The sequence below is a fragment of the Halomarina salina genome (assembly GCF_023074835.1).
Lineage (GTDB): Archaea > Halobacteriota > Halobacteria > Halobacteriales > Haloarculaceae > Halomarina > Halomarina salina.
The window spans coordinates 1-17,505 of sequence record NZ_JALLGW010000007.1; the positions used below are offsets into that span (position 1 = coordinate 1).

14 protein-coding genes and 4 pseudogenes are annotated in these 17,505 nt (G+C 55.2%); 10 read left to right on the plus strand and 8 right to left on the minus strand.

What is annotated here, in order from left to right:
- A pseudogene (locus MX571_RS22055) lies at nucleotides 1-99 on the plus strand (IS1595 family transposase); the annotation flags it as partial.
- Nucleotides 100-102: 3 nt separating this feature from the next.
- On the opposite strand, the gene MX571_RS22060 reads toward MX571_RS22055, so the two are convergent.
- From MX571_RS22060 to MX571_RS22070, 3 genes are all read right to left on the minus strand, one after another.
- Nucleotides 103-3,903 carry an Eco57I restriction-modification methylase domain-containing protein gene (locus MX571_RS22060; RefSeq protein ID WP_247421926.1) on the minus strand — a complete coding sequence of 1,267 codons (3,801 nt, stop codon included), beginning with the start codon at nucleotides 3,901-3,903 and terminating at the stop codon, nucleotides 103-105.
- Between the two features lie 91 nt (nucleotides 3,904-3,994).
- Complete coding sequence (locus MX571_RS22065) at nucleotides 3,995-4,735, minus strand: DUF6338 family protein (RefSeq protein WP_247421929.1); 741 nt, start codon at nucleotides 4,733-4,735, stop codon at nucleotides 3,995-3,997.
- Between the two features lie 12 nt (nucleotides 4,736-4,747).
- Nucleotides 4,748-5,116 (minus strand): hypothetical protein, encoded by a 369-nt coding sequence (locus tag MX571_RS22070; protein ID WP_247421931.1) that lies wholly within the window; start codon nucleotides 5,114-5,116, stop codon nucleotides 4,748-4,750.
- Between the two features lie 292 nt (nucleotides 5,117-5,408).
- On the opposite strand from MX571_RS22070, the gene MX571_RS22075 reads away from it, so the two are divergent.
- The 4 genes from MX571_RS22075 (at nucleotide 5,409) to MX571_RS22090 (ending at nucleotide 11,742) form a co-directional block, all read left to right on the plus strand.
- Nucleotides 5,409-7,994: a PD-(D/E)XK nuclease family protein gene (locus MX571_RS22075; protein ID WP_368409096.1), complete on the plus strand. Its 2,586-nt coding sequence runs from the start codon at nucleotides 5,409-5,411 to the stop codon at nucleotides 7,992-7,994.
- Nucleotides 7,991-10,840 (plus strand): UvrD-helicase domain-containing protein, encoded by a 2,850-nt coding sequence (locus tag MX571_RS22080; protein WP_247421936.1) that lies wholly within the window; start codon nucleotides 7,991-7,993, stop codon nucleotides 10,838-10,840. The genes MX571_RS22075 and MX571_RS22080 overlap by 4 nt, the downstream gene beginning before the upstream one ends.
- A 37-nt stretch (nucleotides 10,841-10,877) precedes the next feature.
- The gene (locus tag MX571_RS22085; RefSeq protein ID WP_247421939.1) at nucleotides 10,878-11,312 is read left to right on the plus strand and encodes a TRAM domain-containing protein; all 435 of its coding nucleotides are present in this window, start codon (nucleotides 10,878-10,880) and stop codon (nucleotides 11,310-11,312) included.
- Between the two features lie 157 nt (nucleotides 11,313-11,469).
- Nucleotides 11,470-11,742 (plus strand): hypothetical protein, encoded by a 273-nt coding sequence (locus MX571_RS22090; protein ID WP_247421942.1) that lies wholly within the window; start codon nucleotides 11,470-11,472, stop codon nucleotides 11,740-11,742.
- An 85-nt stretch (nucleotides 11,743-11,827) separates the two neighbouring features.
- On the opposite strand, the gene MX571_RS22095 is transcribed toward MX571_RS22090, so the two are convergent.
- Both MX571_RS22095 and MX571_RS22100 read right to left on the minus strand, forming a co-directional pair.
- Nucleotides 11,828-12,523, minus strand: a complete 696-nt coding sequence (locus MX571_RS22095) for a nucleotidyltransferase domain-containing protein (RefSeq protein ID WP_246989500.1) — start codon at nucleotides 12,521-12,523, stop codon at nucleotides 11,828-11,830.
- Nucleotides 12,520-13,194 carry a helix-turn-helix domain-containing protein gene (locus tag MX571_RS22100; protein WP_246989501.1) on the minus strand — a complete coding sequence of 225 codons (675 nt, stop codon included), beginning with the start codon at nucleotides 13,192-13,194 and terminating at the stop codon, nucleotides 12,520-12,522. Before MX571_RS22100 ends, MX571_RS22095 begins: the two co-directional genes overlap by 4 nt.
- A gap of 408 nt (nucleotides 13,195-13,602) precedes the next feature.
- Between MX571_RS22100 and MX571_RS22105 the strand changes: the two genes are divergently transcribed.
- Both MX571_RS22105 and MX571_RS22110 read left to right on the plus strand, forming a co-directional pair.
- The gene (locus MX571_RS22105; RefSeq protein WP_074878686.1) at nucleotides 13,603-14,421 is read left to right on the plus strand and encodes a ParA family protein; all 819 of its coding nucleotides are present in this window, start codon (nucleotides 13,603-13,605) and stop codon (nucleotides 14,419-14,421) included.
- Nucleotides 14,418-14,822, plus strand: a complete 405-nt coding sequence (locus MX571_RS22110) for a DUF8160 family protein (protein WP_246989502.1) — start codon at nucleotides 14,418-14,420, stop codon at nucleotides 14,820-14,822. The genes MX571_RS22105 and MX571_RS22110 overlap by 4 nt, the downstream gene beginning before the upstream one ends.
- Before the next feature lie 169 nt (nucleotides 14,823-14,991).
- Here the strand turns inward: MX571_RS22110 and MX571_RS22115 are convergent, their stop codons facing one another.
- Nucleotides 14,992-15,405: a TRAM domain-containing protein gene (locus MX571_RS22115; protein ID WP_246989503.1), complete on the minus strand. Its 414-nt coding sequence runs from the start codon at nucleotides 15,403-15,405 to the stop codon at nucleotides 14,992-14,994.
- A 118-nt stretch (nucleotides 15,406-15,523) separates the two neighbouring features.
- On the opposite strand from MX571_RS22115, the gene MX571_RS22120 reads away from it, so the two are divergent.
- Nucleotides 15,524-15,685 (plus strand): hypothetical protein, encoded by a 162-nt coding sequence (locus MX571_RS22120; protein WP_246989504.1) that lies wholly within the window; start codon nucleotides 15,524-15,526, stop codon nucleotides 15,683-15,685.
- Between the two features lie 8 nt (nucleotides 15,686-15,693).
- On the opposite strand, the gene MX571_RS22955 is transcribed toward MX571_RS22120, so the two are convergent.
- Entirely contained in the window at nucleotides 15,694-15,849 is a 156-nt protein-coding gene (locus MX571_RS22955; RefSeq protein WP_438267254.1) for a DUF7837 family putative zinc-binding protein, read from the minus strand.
- Between the two features lie 175 nt (nucleotides 15,850-16,024).
- On the opposite strand from MX571_RS22955, the pseudogene MX571_RS22125 reads away from it, so the two are divergent.
- Nucleotides 16,025-16,329: pseudogene (locus MX571_RS22125) on the plus strand (helix-turn-helix domain-containing protein); the annotation flags it as partial.
- Nucleotides 16,330-16,349: 20 nt separating this feature from the next.
- Here the strand turns inward: MX571_RS22125 and MX571_RS22130 are convergent.
- A pseudogene (locus MX571_RS22130) lies at nucleotides 16,350-16,984 on the minus strand (IS6 family transposase).
- A gap of 42 nt (nucleotides 16,985-17,026) precedes the next feature.
- Here MX571_RS22130 and MX571_RS22135 point away from each other — a divergent pair.
- Nucleotides 17,027-17,382 (plus strand): annotated as a pseudogene (locus MX571_RS22135) (winged helix-turn-helix domain-containing protein); the annotation flags it as partial.
- Nucleotides 17,383-17,505: the final 123 nt, after the last annotated feature.

The window sequence follows — 17,505 nt, forward strand, 5'->3', positions numbered from 1 at the left end:
AAACTAACACCGTATCTCAGAGCCTTTCAGCTCCGGCAAGAACTCTACAGAAAACCAGGTGACGAAGCACTCAAACATGCTCTCGACGCTGCCCTCTGAAAATCAACAACGTGCTTCACAAGAGCGTACTTTATAAAAATCGTCAAGCACGAACTCAGTCTCAGCTGCATTCAGCCCATACGCGTGGAACGCGGCAGCATCAATCTCAGCCTGCAATTCCTGGCGCTCATCAACATTGGTTACCGGCTCAACCCCTCCAAGACGCTCACGCAAATCGGCAAACTCCTCACCGTAGCAGTTCAGGCGGGCAGCACGCGTCCAGATGTAATCGAACCACTCATCGCCAGCGGTCAACCGGGGAACCTGCGTCTCCTTGAACGTGTATTGGTAGATCTCTTTGTTCACCTTGGTACGCATAATGAAGTCGAACGGGATACTGTTCAACAACCCTGTTGCTGCCATCATCTCCTCATCCGTGAACGCGGGTTCGTACGCCGGCCACAACGGTGATTCCGCCAAATCATCCTTTGATGGATTTATCTCGAACGGCCGAATCGTATAGATCGAGTGAAGGTTGATGATGCTCGGCGGGATGACCGTCGCAATGAACGTCCGCTCGTTGGTGGCGTTCGTAATAAACCGGTATATGATCCGATAATCGGTACAGTCCAGTTTCACGTCATCCTCTGAGAGTGGTTCGCCACGGTGCTTTTTCAGCAGGTCGTCAACAAACTGGACCTGGGACTGGCTCGTTTCATCCCCGCCGAAGGCGTAGTAGAGAGACCGTTTCAGATTACCGAGGTTCTTCTCCCGGACGCGCTGTTTAGCGCTTTTGACAGTGTCTGTGTCGTCCTCCACGCTCCAGTATTCGATATCCTCGATATCGTCAAGGATAGAATCGTCGTGGATGAACTGATAGATGTTCTTGCCCTGGTACACGGGGTATTCACCGATATCCTTGGAGTCGGTGATACGGTCGTTGTCAGGGCCTTTCTTGATCTCGTAGTACGGGTCAGAGTTCCAGGCGCCGTCTATCCGGTCGCCGACAGACGGGTGTTGAACCACATTGCTGATAACCCCGAGCTCTTCTTCGGTCCGTATTATCGGGAACAGCCGGACCTCAGGTGAGTACTCTGCGAGCACCTCTTTCGGGATTTTGAAAGTGTGTTCCTCGATGTTGTTCAGGATGCTAACGTCGTGCTGCCGTGAGATCCCGTTCAGGTAATCGGTTTCCCCGGTGTTCTGGAATGTGAGCAGCCGGAAGACATATTGGTCGTGTAGCCCGTCGAAGATTCCCTTGTTCTCAAATCCTACTAGTGACTGCACAGATGTATTATTCAGTAGGTGCATCCGGAGGTCCTTCCCCATCGCGTTGTTGAATATGATGTCCGGCAGGACCTGTGCGACATAGCCGCCGTCGTGAACGAGATCGTATATCCGTTCGAGGAACAATGCGGCGAGATTGTTCGCGATAGGCTGTTTTCTGCCGTCGATTTCGGGTTGCTGGTGTTCGTATTCCGTGCTGTGTTTGAAGTAATCCCCTAGCTGGGATACCCGTGACTGGTAGGTCTCCCACTCGTTTTTGATGTCCTTGTCCTCCAGGAGTTCTTTTTGGCGCTCGTCCATCCCGTGAGTGGGCAGGCTGCGGAACACAGGGTCGTATTTGACGAAGAATTCCTTGCGGTCGCTTTTGATTTCGTCCCACGGTGGGTTCCCTACGACGACGTCGAACCCCTCGTCAGCGAAGACTTCTGCGAACTCTAGCACCCAGTGAAAGGTATCATGAGCCCGAACATCCTCGTCGGTGACGTTCTCGGTGAAAGCACGGAACTGGTCGACGGTTTTGTTGTCCAGATCGGAGCGGTACTCCTTCAGCAGGTCTTTTGCGTTTTGGCGGTGCTCCTCTGCCTTTTCAGGGAATGCGCTGCTTTCCTGGTACGCGTTGATTTCGTCGATGATATCCTTGTATCGGCGCTCAACGCTGTCGTCCGACCAGTTTTCGAACGTGTATTCCCCGTCATCGGTTTCATCCGGGAACCCGAGGTACCCGATCAGGCTGTTGCCTTGGCGGATGTTGAACACGATGTTGGGCAGCGCGAGTTCCTCTTGGCTGAGTGAATTCAAATCGTCTTCCTGGAGTTCAGCTATAATCGAGAGCCACAGGCGGAGCTTTGTTATCTCTATACCGGAGTCCATGATGTCGACCCCGTACATATTGTTCTGGACGGTGGTCGATTTCAGGCGGTGGCGGCTGGGGTGTGACCCCATCTGGGCGTAGAGGGCTTGTCGGGCGTTGACGATTTCTTCGACGACGGAGGTGAGGAAGTGGCCACTGCCGCAGGCAGGGTCGACCACGTAGAATTCGTTGAGCTCGTCAAGCAACCCCGTGATCAGGTCTTTGTTCTCTGTGAGTGCGTCGATAAGATCGTATAATTGGTCGTAGTGATCAAGTTCTGCTTGGCGCCATCCCCACTCCTCCTGTAAGTGAGTCTTGAAAAGATCCAGCAGAGCGGGGCGAACGGTTTCTTCGGCGCAGAAACGGGTGATCTCGCTGGGAGTGTAGTAGGCGCCGAGTTCCTTGTTTTTGTTCTTATCGTCGATCGTGATGTAGTTGATCGTCTTTTCGAACACGTTGCCCAGGACGCTGGGGTCGATATCTGTGGGGCCGCCGTCTGCGGAGAACTGGTAGCGCTCAAGCAGTTCGATGATAGACATCAAGACGCTGTCCCGGACGTTAAATTCGCGCTCATCCAGTTCATCGGAGCCGTTCAGCTCCGGGCGGAACAGGCCACCGTTCAGATACGGGATACCCTCAAAGGGATCGATCTGGTCTATTTGGGGATCGCGGTTCTCTGGCTTGACGTTGAACACATCATAGAACAATGGTTCGAGAAAGGTCTGGTAGAAAGTTTGCGGGTACATCCCATCGTCGTAGACCTGTTTGAGCGTGTTCAATAGGTCGGGGCGGACGATCTTCTTGTCTTCAAGGAACTTGACAAAGATCATCCGATTCATAAGATGGACTGAGAACAGGCGGACATCATCACCGCTGGCCTGTTCCGGAGGTATGATTCCCCCGCCTACGAGGCTTCTTGATCTGCGTTCTTCGTCGTCTTCTGCGCCGATACCGAACACAAGGCGGACGTAGTCATCGTAGAACTCGTCCGTAATTGCTTCTTGTTTCTCTTTGATGACCTCACGGGCGTCCGTGATGATCGAGACGAAGTTGTCGAATGCAAATGTCCGTATCAAGTCCTCGACTAGCGCCTCTTCCTCATCGTTGAGCGCCTCAACCGGCGGCCGGTTCTCTCCGACCGTATTCTCGAACAGCTTGAGAAAAACCGGTTGCAGGTCCACGTGCTCGATCGTGTTGTGGGTGTAGCTGTCCGGGTCGTACCGGATGAAGATCCAGCGGATGCCGTCAGTTGCGAACCCGAAATCGGTCTGGAACTCGCGTTGGCTGAGCCAGCTTTTGACCTGGTCGACACCGTGTCCGCGCGTGTTGGTCAGTGATTTATTGACCGGTTCGGCTTCGATGAGGAGCCGTGAGGAATCGACGTTCTCGACATCACGAAGGGAGATCGCGTAGTCGGCTTGTTCTCCGCGTTTATCGGAGAGATCGCCTGCCTCCCACCCGTAGTTCTGGTGTCCGAGCGCGTCCAGGAATGGTTCTATGATGACGCCTTGTGTGAGGGGTTCGGGATCGAGAGCGTCTTTGGTGAAGTCTCCTCGGAGCTGGTAGGAGCCGGGGTCGGCCCTGAGCATGGATTCGAGGGTATCGTCTTTGATCTGGTCGCGAAGGCGTGATATCGCGTCGGAGATCGCGTTGATAACTGCTGATTTTCCCGCCTTAGTTATTTCAGTCTCAAATTCAGATATATCGAATTGTGTCTGATGACCCATAGCAGACATTGGTGTTGATCAGAACGATTAGCGCTGGGGTAATGAAATCCCACGCTTCTTCATTCACTTCCTTGGGTTTGCTCGCGGGGACCTACTCTGTGTCAGGATCGGGTTGGTTGCCAGAATCCCTGGGATCGATCCAACTCTCTCTAGGATCGAGCCAGCTCCCAAACGCAACCATCCCACCCCAGACCCGTTCCCGAATCGAGAGGATCTGGTCGGTCTTCAACACGGTGATACGCTTGATATCATCATTCAGGAAGAGCTGTTCCGGCCCACCGACCGGCTCGAACTCCTGTTCCTTCTCGTTGTACCGGTGCGGGTCGGTGATACGGAGCTCTTTCTGGCGGTTGGAACGGCTCCACCCGGAGACATCACCGATATACAACTGGTCGTCACTGGTCTTTACCATCACCTGGTCGGCGTGTTTGAGGTAATTCTCCCACGGCTGGCGCCGTGAGTATGACACCTGCATCTTCGCCTGAATGATGCCCCGCAGGATACCCGGAAGATCGATGAGGATGGCAGCAGCGTACATCACGCCGACGAACAGAGATACTGCGAAGATGACAAGGATGTACCCGATACGGAATGCGGGGTCGAACAGGATGCCCTGGAACTGCGAGAACGAGGTAATAGGCTCGACGAAGATCTGGTACGCACCGATAAACAGGGCGTCTATCAAGAGGCTGGATACGAGGCTCCAGACGAGCAGGACAAACTGTTTGATATCGTCTTCGATCGCGGCCAGCGAAACCGCGGTCATCACCGCGACGAAGCCCGGGGCTATGAGGACGCCGTAGAAGATCGCGTTACCCGGAAGGCTGGCCATTCGTGTTCCAGGTTATTCGCTGCTCTCAGACCTACTGGATGTGTCGGATTGGTCTCCGCTAGAGTTTGAGGGTGCATCAGGGTCAACGCTGCTGGGGATCGATACTTCGTCGGCTGAGGGAACCTCATTGCCACCAGACGGTTTCTTGTCAGCACTTTTTTCGTGGGTATCCCAGTCCGAGCTGCTCGTGTCTTTTATGCCAGCATTCTCACGACGTTTGGTCTCGCGGTTGCCGGATTTTTGAGCGCTGTTGGCGGCTTGATAGCGTTCGTCTTCAGCATGCCGGTTTTTGTTGGCGGCAAGTGCGTCACGGGCGCTGTCGCCAGAGGACGTGTCGTTCGAAGAATCGTTGCTAGAATCGCTGCCTGAATCGTCACTCATACACAGCTTTGTGGGCGCTGAATGCACTAAAACCGTCGCCAAGCAAGGTGGAAGTATAATCGACTGACTGTTCGCGTGTGAGGATCCGCTAGCATTGGAGCCTGATGGCCGTGTATTCCCTCTCGATTCCCGCGCTGCCTGGGAATTCAACAGAGTGGTCCTGATTATGCGCTAATCACAGCCTGAATCACCGTTTGAATTACGGCTGAGTGATATTATTGAGTACCTCTATCGATCAGAGGGTATGGTATTCTAACAAAGATTTAACCGACATCGCTAACTGTCTCTGTGCGTGCCATTTCCTCGCGCCAAATCTCCACGCCAACTCTACGAAGAGATTCAATCGTACGACCGGGTGATTACCCCGGACGGACCGCTTGCGAGTGCCCTCAACCGCTACCTCGATCGGCCACATCTTGGGCCATTTGCCATCCCACCTCGTCGCCTCGCGGTCGGTCGCCGTCAAGAGTCTGAAGACCGCCTTGCATTTCTCGGTATGATCGCCAACGAGGACATTTCGTGGAAACGGTGCGCCTACGCGGTTGGGAATATCCTCCAGTGTTGGGAACACCGAGGATCACACGACGCTATTTTCGAGTACGACGGCTACGTCGACGACGCCACCGAACGAGCTGTGGAGCGAATCGCGGAACTCGAGACCGCCTCGATGAAACTCACGAACGAGACCATCGAACCGGATCTCGACGTAGTCGTCGTCGAGCCGGCGATGCTCACCCAACTCGAACGAGCGTATCTGCCCGCCGAGTACGACACGGTCGACCTCTTTACTGACACGGAGTTCAAGCTCCCGCCGTTCCGTATACACGATTCACCGACGGCGATCGTGGAGACCGTCGTTGATTCCGTCAATGACGAGAACGCTGATAACGTCGGGATTGTTCTCGACCAGGAAAGCGAATACTCACCGCTTATTGAGTCCGCGCTCGAAGCGGCTGATATCCCGTTTTTTGGCGGGCCGGGTTTCACAGATCGCAGCGAACATCGGTTGTTCCTCCACCTCCTCCGGACCGCCCACCGGGGGACTGATACCCGAATAAGCGAGATCCGGTCGCTGTTGACGGTCTTCGATTGTGACGTCGTCGACGCTGACACAAACAAGCGACTGCACGAGCTTGACGATGGAGATCTCAAGTGGCTGATCGACTTCTGCCACGATGTCCAAGAGTACACGTTCTCGGATGCTCTTTCAGTGTTTGAACGCCACGCCGGCGACACGTTGGATGCCTTCCGGGAGGAACTGGAGACACTCACCATCGCGGACGAATCCATCACGGAAGCGCGCCTCGACGATTTGTCGTTCTATCTCCAGACCTACGAGGTGCCGGTCGATCGAGAGAACGAGGGTGTCTTGCTCGCCGATGCGAAATCAGCGTCGTACGTGGGTCGTGAGGTTGTCTTCTACCTCGGGCTTGACGACCGCTGGACCCACTCGGCCCCACGTCGTCCGTGGGTCGACCAGGACGCCCAGTTTACACGGAATCTTAAGAGCTTCCAGCTGCTGTTGCAGAGCGGCAGCCAGCAACACTATCTCGTCCAAGATGCGACCGGCGGATCACCCGTTACGCCGTGCCTGTACTTCGAAGAGCTCCTCGAACCGGAGTACGACCGCTTCTCCGATCTACCTTCGACAAGTCATCAGATCGAAACCGCAGCACGAGTTGGTGACGGATTCGAGAACGGACCTGTCGGTGTGACTCCCGACCCGGTCGAGACGATCAGCAAGTCGAGTCTCAACACCTACGTGAACTCACCGCGGGACTACTACTTCAGCCGGATAGTCGACGATCCGGAGAAAGCGTATCTCACCGAGGGCAACCTGCTCCACGACTTCGCGGAGTTCTACGTCAACCATCCGGACGAGATTGACGAAGAGACACTCTCGGAGGTCGTCGAACTTATGCTCGAGGACGTCCGTCCGCTGGTTCGCTCCGTCGACGAACGGACCCGGCGCACTGAATATCGTGCGAGCCTCGAAACGATCGTCTCATATCTTGACGCGAACCAGCCGACCGAGGGCGCGTTTCTGACGCCGTCCAGTGGGGGTGATAATGCCGTCGCTGCTCACTTCGGTCGGGATGTCGACTCTCCCGTGACTGAACGTCGGTTTACTGACGAAGAACTGGGCATCAACGGAATGATCGACCTCGTTCAGTCGCAGCAAGAACTGCTCGACTACAAGAGTGGCAGCGAGAGCAGCGCCACCTCAATCGTCAAACACGCTGGAATTGACGAGCCGACAGACGAGCCTGACTTTCAGGCAGCACTTTATCTCACCTATTGGCGATCACAACGTCCGGGTGACCAACTCTCGTTCACCTTCTTCTACGTCACCGAACTCGTCGACGACGTGATCGCCGGCGACGCCGACATCGACGACGCGTTGACGACTGTAACATACTACCCTGAATCGCTCACCGAGCACGTGCGACGTGAGGAATTCTTCGAGTATCTCCGTGAGGAGGGGGCACAGAAATGCCAGAAGATCCTCTCGAAGATCGACTATCAGACATACGTCGCGCTCTTCGATGCTGCGCCGCTTGTCGAGACGACTGACAGCGACGAACTCATCGACTCCGAGTTCGGAGAGACGATGATTGACCGGCTCGAAGCCGAGATTGGCGAGTACAAGTACGTGACAACAGGGAGCAAGCAGGTGATGCGCGCAATCGTCGACCGACAGAAGGGTGCATTCTTCAAGAATGATCTCGATGCGTTCGAATCGTTTGTCGACGAGCGACTGGCGGAACTCAACCGACGCCGCACTGGCGACGAGGCATTCCCAATCGAGGGGATCGCGGGTGAGCCGAACTACCGCCGGGTTGACAACCGGGATCTCCTCCTTGAGGGTGAACAATGAGCGGCGTCAACCCGAACCGGGAGCAACGCGAACTCATCGAGGCGACTGATGGCCTCTATCTCGTCGACGCGGGTGCAGGCACCGGGAAGACGTTCACCGTTACCCGGCGATACGCAAACATTGTCGCCCAAGATGGCGTCGATCCCGAAGACGTGCTGTTGGTGACCTTTACGAACAACGCGGCCGAGGAGATGCGAGAGCGGATTGTCCGTCACAGCGAGTACGGGATGCGGGAACTCGCGAACGCGCCGATCCAAACGTTCCACTCGCTGTCACACGACTTGCTCGACGAATACGGACACGACGCACCGATGTCCCTCGGGATTGATGAGACGATCACTGGCTCGACACGGATTATCGAAGACGAAATCATCGAACAGGCGCTGTTTCGTGAGTTCATCGGCCAGTTCATCGATAATCACCCGGTGTATGACGAGTTCTTCACGGCACTGTCGGAGACGTCGGAGCTACTCGATCTGATCAAGGAACTGTCCGCAAAGGGTGTGTTCCCCACTGCGGATGGCTGGTACCGGAACAGCGAGTCACACCTCGATGGGGATTTTGAGGCGTTCGAGACACTGTTCACCGACCGGAATGAACCACGGAACGGCGGGAGCAAGCAATCCAAGCTTCGAAAGAAACTCTATCAGTATGGTGAAGATAAGACGTATCTCCCGAAGGCGCCCGCAAAGTGGGACATCCGCGGCGATGGCAAGCAAGTCCCGGCGGACCTCGCTAAACGTGTCTTCGAGGAGGACCGAACGGCTCTCAAGCGGTTCGTCCACGACGTATATCACGCCTATCTTGAGTTCGCGCTTCGGCGGAACTACCTGAACTTCGGGTTCCTTCAGCTGTTCGCGTTCGTGCTTCTGTGTGAGGATCACGACCTCCGAGAGCAACTGGGGTACGAGTACGTGATGGTCGACGAGTTCCAGGACTCCAGTGAGATCCAGTTTAAACTCACGCTGCTACTCGCCGGCACGAACAACATCTGTGTGGTCGGCGACTGGAAACAGAGCATCTACAGCTTCCAGTACGCGGACGTCGACAACATCCGCGAGTTCGACGATCGGCTCGAACGATTTACCGCAGAGCTCAATCGGGACGTAGATCGAGTCACGTTCCCGACGACGCCGATTGACGACAAGCAGCTGACACGGAATTACCGGTCGACGCAGTCCATCTTGGACTTCTCTACCCACGCGCTGACTGCCCGTGCGACAAAGAACGAATCTCTGGATGCGGAGGCTATCTCCGAGCAGGTAACACCACTGACTGCCGATACAGATCGAGATGATAGCTACATCGAGGCGCTCACGAGTGAGGACGAACACGAAGCCATTCTCGCGAAGATCGACGCAATCGTCGACAACGATGATTACGCCGTCGAAGGCGACGACGGCACGTATCGCGCTCCTGAGTACGGCGACATCGCTGTGTTGACGCGAACCCGCGATTTCGGTCGGGATCTGCTCGATACGGCGAGTAAGTTCGGTCTGCCGATGGCCTACGAGGGTGGGATCGAGGTCTTCCGGACCGACGCCGCGAAGCTGGTGTTAGCGTGGTTGCGTATCCTCGAACGTGACGCTGAACGCGGGTGGGCACTCGTCCTCGAAGAGGCTGGCTACACGATTGACGAGACGAAGACGATCATCGAGCGTGAGGCGTATCCCGAAGCTATGGTCGCATTCCGAGAGAATCTACGGAATTTAGAGACGTTCGGCGGCGTCGCCCGACGCGTGTTCGAACAGTACGGCCGTTCCGGCCCGACCGCAGATGTCGTTCTCGACACTATCCAGTCGGTTCACGGGACGACGACGTTCACCCGTGGAGAGCTGATCCGATTCATCGAAGAGGCGATTGCTGATGGGAGTACACACGACGTCGACGCCGGGGCTGGGACGAACGCGGTGACTGTCCAAACGATCCACGCGACGAAAGGGCTCGAATACCCAATCGTCATCCTCGCAAATATGAACGCTAACAAATTCCCGTCTTCCGGTGGCAGCGGAAGCGATATCGCCTACACCGACCCGATTGGCCTCCGTCAGCGGAAGGTGTACTCAGGGGACGCACACGGCGTCCCACACGTCTACGACAATTGGAAGACTGACGTTCTTAATCGCTGCCTCCCCCAGAACTACGACGAGGAACGTCGGCTTCTCTATGTGGCTGTCACGCGCGCTGAGAGCCACCTCGTCTTGACTGGCGGTACTGACCCAAATTCGTTCCTCGATGCACTCCCCGTTGATGTCGAAGATATCGCCCCCGATCTATCTGCGTTCGACCCAGAACCCGGCGAGTATTCGACCTACACGGTCGATATTCCGGATCCTGATGGACCGGCAAGCTACTCACCCCACACTTTCATCGATGACGCAGTCTTCGAAGGGAATACCGGCGGCCGGGGAATGGAGTTCGGGTCAGACGTCCACGAGTTTGCGGAACGGTATGTTCTCGGTGAAGCAGTCGAAACCAGCGATAATCCTGACAAGGAGCACGTCAAGGAGTTAATTGACTCACTCGATGGTGAGACGAGAGCCGAGATCGATGCGTTCCTTCCGCTTACCGTCGACGGCGAGAAGGTAACGATCGGAGGCATCATCGACTTGCTCCACGTGACATCTGACCGTGTTGAGATCGTTGACTACAAAACCGATCTCACAACGCATGCAGAAGATGAATACCAGAAACAGCTCAGTATCTACTACCATGTCGTCGCCGACCAATATCCAGAGCGATCGGTCACTGCGTCTATTTTCTACACCGATGATGGCACTCGTCACAATATTACCCCTCTCGATAAGGCGGATCTTCGAGAGCTAGTGCTAACACATAGTGTTTAAATTACTTGTCTCGTGGATACTGAGCACTAGAAACTCAATGGTCGAAATTCCCAGCTCCCTTCGCTCTCTGTTCAGTGCTCCAATTAAAGAGCAGGATGGGACGTACATAGTGGAGGTCCCTTCGAATGAAATCAACTATGAAGCGTTATCAGATGACGAAACGTATCGCGTAGCTATTCTGGAATCTTCTGTCTCGACGGAGTCGTCAGTACAACAGGGTTCACAGAAAGCACCTTCTCGTGAGACTGCGAGCTATTCTTCCTCAGGACCTCCCGTGGAGGAAGGCGAAGTACGTGATGTGACCATCGAGACAGTCGGCGATCAGGGCGATGGTATCGCAAAAGTCGAACGTGGCTACGTCGTGATCGTTCCCGGCGCTCAACCCGGCGACGAGCCAACCGTCGAAATCGAACAAGTTCAGGAGAACGTCGCGTTTGCGAGCATTGTCGATAGCGACCCGCGAGCACTCTAAACCATTGTCCCTTCTGTGGATCGATCTTCTTCTCGGTAAACCATCGGTGTGAGAAGGCTCCGTCCGAGTTTGTCTGATGGAGGTGGTTTTGAAAGTCACGTCACGTTTTTTTCAAGCATTCGCGATGGCACAACCTTCCAAGGCCGAAATTCAATCTATGACAAAGGAACCGATTGAGGCACTCGACGACCTGGCCGACCAGGTCGCCGATGAGTTCGAGGCGTATAGACAGCCGGACGAATTCAAGGATGTCTCGCTCGTGATCGAGAACAGCGACGAGGAACATCCGACGCTGATCGTCCACGTCGATAGGGTGGATGCGGAGGCCCTTGCCGACCGTATTGGTGAGTTCCTCCGCGAGCACGGTGCTCGTACTGAACGGGAACGACACTCAGCTACGGACGTCCGTGTGTTAGCGACGGTCGACTGACAACCACCCCTCCAATTTTTTGACTGACTGCAAGCACCGCTGAAGGGCCTTATCTTCACTTCTGGTCAAGGGAGTCCCGACCGCTTCAGCTCAGCTGGTCAATCTGTGCGGACAGATACTCTTGGAGAGCGGTGACAGTTTCTTCTGAGACAGCTGAGGCCCCGAAGTCACTCCGAAATCCGTGCTTGAGTTCGTCGCTCTCCAAGATATCCAGTCCACGCTCAAGTTGCTCCCGTAGGGCATTGTCGTCCCCTCGCCGCAGGTGAGGCGTGACAGCGTTGAGGTCGATCTCTTCAGCCACTGCCAGGACGTCCCGGAGGTCTGTTTCGCGGCCGCTGTGGAGCTTTGCCGCCACGAGGACGGCCCCATCGATCACTCTGGCCGTCGTCGTCACTATGCCCCCGCTCACCTCCTGTTGGTGGCTGTGGTCGTACAGGTAGTCGAACGACCACTGTGCCTCCGTCTGGCGACACCCGAGTCCGTTCACCAAGAGGTCGAAGCCGATCGGCTGTTGCGGCGTGAGCCGCTTCTCGTACTCGATGACTTCGGTGTCGTAGAACCACTCCTTGGCGTGGCTGTCCGTCTCCTCGAATCCCTGCTGTTCGAGGAACTCGACGAAGTCAGCCTTTGAGTCCGGCGCGACGACGATATCGAGGTCGGTGGAGAAGCGAGCATTGAACGCTGAGACAGCGTAGCCGCCGACGAGAACGTACTCGTGCCCCTCTTGGGTGAGTTCCTCGAGCAGTTCGATGAGTGCGTCGCTTCGGTTGGTGAAGCTCATGGCTGTGCCCGTTCTGTCTCTCGATACGTGACGCCGAGGTCGAGATCCTCGTACATCCGGTCGAGCATCGCGAGCGCCGACTGGAACTGGGCGTAATTCTCGCGCATATACTCGATTGTCTCAGCTCTCGGGATCACCGGGTACCCCCCGACGTCCTCGATATCGAGTGAGGGGCGTGGCTCGAGGACGACCTGTAGCGGTCCGTCCAGCTCGTCTCGGGGCTGTCGCTCAACTGCGGTCGGGAGGTCGAAGGACTCGAAAAACGCCTCCCATGCGTCGACGTCCTGCTCGCGGACAGCAAGGAACAGCGGATAGTCGTCTGGATTCCGACCGACCTGGTAGCCGCCCTGAGTCCACACGTAGACGGCGTCGATCCGCGTGAACGCGAACGGCCAGTCACTGAACTGCGGGATGACGTAGGCTTCCTCGATAGAGGGTGGACTGACGCCGGCGCTGGCAGCCACGAGCTCGCGTGCGGCGTCCCTCACGCGCTCGTCGACGACAGTGAGGCCGTCATCATAGGCAACGTAGCCTGCGTCTTCGAGACGGTTGACGGCCTGTCTCACCGTCTCGTACGGCGTGTGGAGGTGTTGGGCGACACGGCGAATAGAGTCACCACTCTCGATGGCGAGGATGGTCTGTGCCGCCGTGTCGTCGAGCACCTCATACATCTGGTGGTTACCAATAATCCGGTAACAGTTAAAAGTCTTACTCGAATGGCCATGAAGCCACTATCTCTCTCCATACTCTCGAAGGTAGTCCTGATTCCCGCTGAAAACACGTGGAACGATTATAACGAATTCAACGAACAAAACGAACTGAACGAGAAAAACGAATGTATTGAACGCATTCTGAGGAACGAACTGGCACCCTCTGCCCGATGAACAAAACGAAGGAAACGAACGTAACGAACAGAATGAATGAGTTGATGGCAACGAGTGAGTTTGCTTCAACGAGTGGAACGAACAGTTGGTTTTAACACCGTAGTAATCCTCTCACCGAGTGAAACACCCTCACCGAACGCACCGAACTAAACGAGAAAAACGAACGAAACGAACACAACGAGAGAAACGAAGATAATGACCGACACCAATACCGCACGAATCACGGTGGCGAATCAAAAGGGAGGCGCGGGGAAAACAACTGACGTCATTCATACTGGCGGCGCACTTTCCGCCCGAGGCCACGACGTCCTCCTGGTCGATATCGATTATCACGGCGGGCTCACCTGCTCACTCGGCTACAACGATCTGTACTACGATACCGACCGTACGACACTGTTCGACGTTCTCGACTTCGACCAGATGGAGTCGGTGAACGATATCATCGTCGAGCACGAGGAATTCGACATCCTTCCCGCCAGCGAGAAGCTCGCGAACAACAAGAACATCCAGACGCTGCTTGAGGCGCCGAAGAGTCGCGAGCGGTTGGAGATGACTCTGGACGAGCTCGACAAGGACTACGACTACATCATCGTCGACACGCCGCCATCTCTGAACGTCCTCACCGACAACGCCCTGGTCGCGACCGGCAACGTAGTCATCCCCGTCATTCCCGAGAAGCTCAACGCCAACAGCCTCCAGATTTTCGCAAAGCAGCTGAGTTCCCTCGAACAGGCGTACGGAGACATCAATCGGCTCGCAATTGTCTGTAACCGCGTCGAGCAGAACGCTGAACACCGCGACACCATCGAGGAGATCAAGTCGGCGTACTCCCTCCCGGTGTTCGAGATCCCGAAGCGGACCGACCTCTCTCAGTCGATTGGCGAGGGTGTGTCCGTCTTCGGCTTCGGCAAGGAGAACCAGCGCGTCGAGGATGCACGCGACCTGTTCAACGAGATCGCCGACCTGTTCGACGAGACGTTTGAGAAGACTGCGCCTGAGGAGGTGGAAGCATGACCGACGGCTGGGGCGATGCTTCCGGCATCGAGGGCAACTACGAAGAGGGGGACGAGGCTGATTCCAGCGAAACGAGCGATGTGAGTGAAACGGTGGAATCCAGTTCATCGACCGAAACGACCGAATCGACTTCAACGAGTGAAACGAACGAAACGAGCAAAACGAAGACGAACATCAAGGACGAGTGGAACGGGCGGACGATCTACATTCCCGACGATGTCCTCGACGAGATGGAGGACACCTACCTCGAGTCCCAGCTGAAGCTCCGCAAGGCGGGTCAGGACGAGTTTAAGAAGAACCGCCACTTCTACCCGCTACTCGTTCAGTTCGGTGTTGAGGCGCTCTCTGAGGCAGATGCCGAGGAAATCCAGACTCGGCTCTCGGAACTCGGCGACGAATGACCTCGCAGAGAACGAGGCCTGACAGTAGTTGAGGCCGGCCGTCTCAATGCATATGCTCTCACCTGTCTACCTGTTTCTTGAACTGGATCGTAGACTGGATACTCAATCAGCTACTGTATTCGCACCCTGTTAGGGAAGCAGAGAAAGGGATACCACTACCTCCAGAAACTTAGTCGTAATAGTGCAGACGTTCGACAACCTCCGCGAAGGCAACGTTTGTCTGGACATCAGTGATCTCGACAGTAACACGTTCGCCCTGTTCGGTATTGGGAACTATGACGACGAAGCCGCGCTCGACACGGGTAATGCCGTCGCCCTGCTCGCCGATATCTTCGATTTCGACAGTCCGTTGCTCTCCCTCTTCAACGGGCGGCGCCTGTGGAGTATGCGTGGACTGGGGTTTCGTGTCGGTCCCACCGGCAGTATCCGATGTCGGTGTGGCCAGCACAGCTACACGATACGTCTGACCGGGCTGGAGATCACCACTCTGAACCTCCTGTTCTGGGACTTCGATAACAGACGAGCCGTTGCGTTTCTCGACAGACGCAGAGAACAGACAACGAAGTTGGTCAGGAATATCCATCAGTCGTAACCTACACAGCTTGTCTAGCGGAAAACACTTGATTCTACTCCTCAACAGTCCGTCAGACGATCTCGGGCAGATGGGAAGCCACAAATCCAAGGAATCACATCGGCACATGATGAGCGACTGCCTTTCTCTCAAAGAACAGGCAGCAGATCATCTCAGGACAGCCCTCAACGCGGACGATCCTGACACGAAAAATTTCCACATCCGGAGTGCGCTTCAGTTCGAGGAGTGCATCGAGGCGACAGAACGAACTGAACACGCCCAAGCCGATTGACGCTGGGGTTACTGTTCCGGCGCAACGACATCTTCACACACCGGGCACTCAGCCCAAATGCCCTGAGTGCTGTCATTCTTCTCGTATTCGACAAGGAGCCACGCCTCAGAGATCTGCTTGCCACACGCCGGACAGCGACCGAGAGACGAGTCGTCGGTGTTCATACAGGGTGGAAGGAGCGTGTGACTGATTCCTCCGAATTGATAGTGGAGCGTCCTCGAATGTAAGAGTTCGGCAGACAGCCACTCTCCAAGACACCGTGTTTCCGGTGGACTTGATTGTCTGCCACAGCTATAGTCTCCGATAAAACTTTTTACTCGATTTGTGTTGCAGTAGATTATTAATCATCTCAACGAGATCTCTATCGAAGAACTGCAAAGAGTCCTCGACAATGTTGAGGGAAAAAGCTTATCGAGAGGCTGTTAGCGGCAATTGCGTAGAAGAATGGTGTAACATAAGCTGAATTATCCGAGTGGTACGACATCCAGCGGTGCACGATCTATAACTGGTTCAAGCGACTCGACACTGACGAGTCGCTTGAGCAGGCTATGTCTGATGATAAACGAGCTGAGAGAAAGCGCAAGCTATCAGAAGCACCGCAAGAAGAATTCGAAGAGACTATTCACGATCCACCTAAAGAAGTCGAATCAACGCGCGGCATTGTTCAGATTAGATGGTTCCACGCGAACGCAAAGGTTTGAAGCCATGTTTCGGCGGAGTCAGCTGAGGCGTGGCAGAAATGGTTTGCAAACTGCTCCGTTCGTCTATTTACCTCTTTAAAACACGTTCGACGGCATGCCGATTTCCATGGGTGACGTGCTGAGATCGGATATTTTTCCTCGAACAGCGCGGCTTGCTACCATGGTGTGCCATCGACGAGAAACACGGCGTCAGGGACGCCATATTTCTCTTGGGGTTCCTGCAAGAACTTTTTGTTAGGACGATTGCTCGGGTCGAAAACAGCCGTACATGCAAAAACCCATTTGTTTCGGGATTGACTGCAGTGTACAGCCAGAATCGTTGATCGTAGAGTTGAACTACGGTTTCGTCGACTGCGACGTGATTCGGGAGTTTGCCGTCCTCTGGCTGTAAATCGGCTTTCTACACCCAGCTGTGAACGGTGGATCGAGCGCGTTGGACACCAAAAATATAGAGCAATCAAATAGTATTCAAAATCGATAATTCTACCGCATAGAGGTGGATACTGAATTCCATCAACGGCTCCCGTGTTGCTTCTCGCTCAATGAAATCTAACTCGATACAGTCGCTAAGGCTGCTGAGACAGGCGAAATCAGGCATAGGAACTTATATTTCGGCCCCCTCGTTCCTCAGACCTTATCTGAACAGTGCCACGTGTCGGCGCCCACGCCGGCGATTGCCTAAGAATATCTTCAGGAAGCGTATGATGTCGAATACTCAATCCGTTGTCGGCGGTTGCTCAAAGAAGCGGGATTGAGTTGTCAAAAATCCCGCCGGAAAGCCGCCGAAGCCGACAAAGACGAGCGAGAAGCGCTCCACGACGGACTCAAAAAGCGGCAGGTGGTGGACACCACCGTAGTCTGTATTGACCAAACCAGAAATCCGTGCAAGTTGAGCCGCGTGGTTCCGCGCGGCATGCGGCCCTCTGTCAAACTCTCTGGCCAACGTGACAGGGTCTGCTAGGTGCGATCATCGAGGATGGCGATTCCTTTTTCGCTCTTGCGAAGTAGATTGTTGATAGCGAGAGCTGCGGCTGAAAGTCGAAGAGGGCAAGGGCACCGCGCCAGCGGTGCCCGATATGTTCCCAATACGCCGGTTTGTGTCGGAATCGGCTGCAGCGG

Coding starts and splice junctions, on each gene's coding strand:
- MX571_RS22060 (WP_247421926.1), bottom strand. CDS start 3,903: ATGGGTCATCAGACACAATTCGATATATCTGAATTTGAGACTGAAATA.
- MX571_RS22065 (WP_247421929.1), bottom strand. CDS start 4,735: ATGGCCAGCCTTCCGGGTAACGCGATCTTCTACGGCGTCCTCATAGCC.
- MX571_RS22070 (WP_247421931.1), bottom strand. CDS start 5,116: ATGAGTGACGATTCAGGCAGCGATTCTAGCAACGATTCTTCGAACGAC.
- MX571_RS22080 (WP_247421936.1), top strand. CDS start 7,991: ATGAGCGGCGTCAACCCGAACCGGGAGCAACGCGAACTCATCGAGGCG.
- MX571_RS22085 (WP_247421939.1), top strand. CDS start 10,878: ATGGTCGAAATTCCCAGCTCCCTTCGCTCTCTGTTCAGTGCTCCAATT.
- MX571_RS22090 (WP_247421942.1), top strand. CDS start 11,470: ATGACAAAGGAACCGATTGAGGCACTCGACGACCTGGCCGACCAGGTC.
- MX571_RS22095 (WP_246989500.1), bottom strand. CDS start 12,523: ATGAGCTTCACCAACCGAAGCGACGCACTCATCGAACTGCTCGAGGAA.
- MX571_RS22100 (WP_246989501.1), bottom strand. CDS start 13,194: ATGTATGAGGTGCTCGACGACACGGCGGCACAGACCATCCTCGCCATC.
- MX571_RS22105 (WP_074878686.1), top strand. CDS start 13,603: ATGACCGACACCAATACCGCACGAATCACGGTGGCGAATCAAAAGGGA.
- MX571_RS22110 (WP_246989502.1), top strand. CDS start 14,418: ATGACCGACGGCTGGGGCGATGCTTCCGGCATCGAGGGCAACTACGAA.
- MX571_RS22115 (WP_246989503.1), bottom strand. CDS start 15,405: ATGGATATTCCTGACCAACTTCGTTGTCTGTTCTCTGCGTCTGTCGAG.
- MX571_RS22120 (WP_246989504.1), top strand. CDS start 15,524: ATGAGCGACTGCCTTTCTCTCAAAGAACAGGCAGCAGATCATCTCAGG.
- MX571_RS22955 (WP_438267254.1), bottom strand. CDS start 15,849: ATGAACACCGACGACTCGTCTCTCGGTCGCTGTCCGGCGTGTGGCAAG.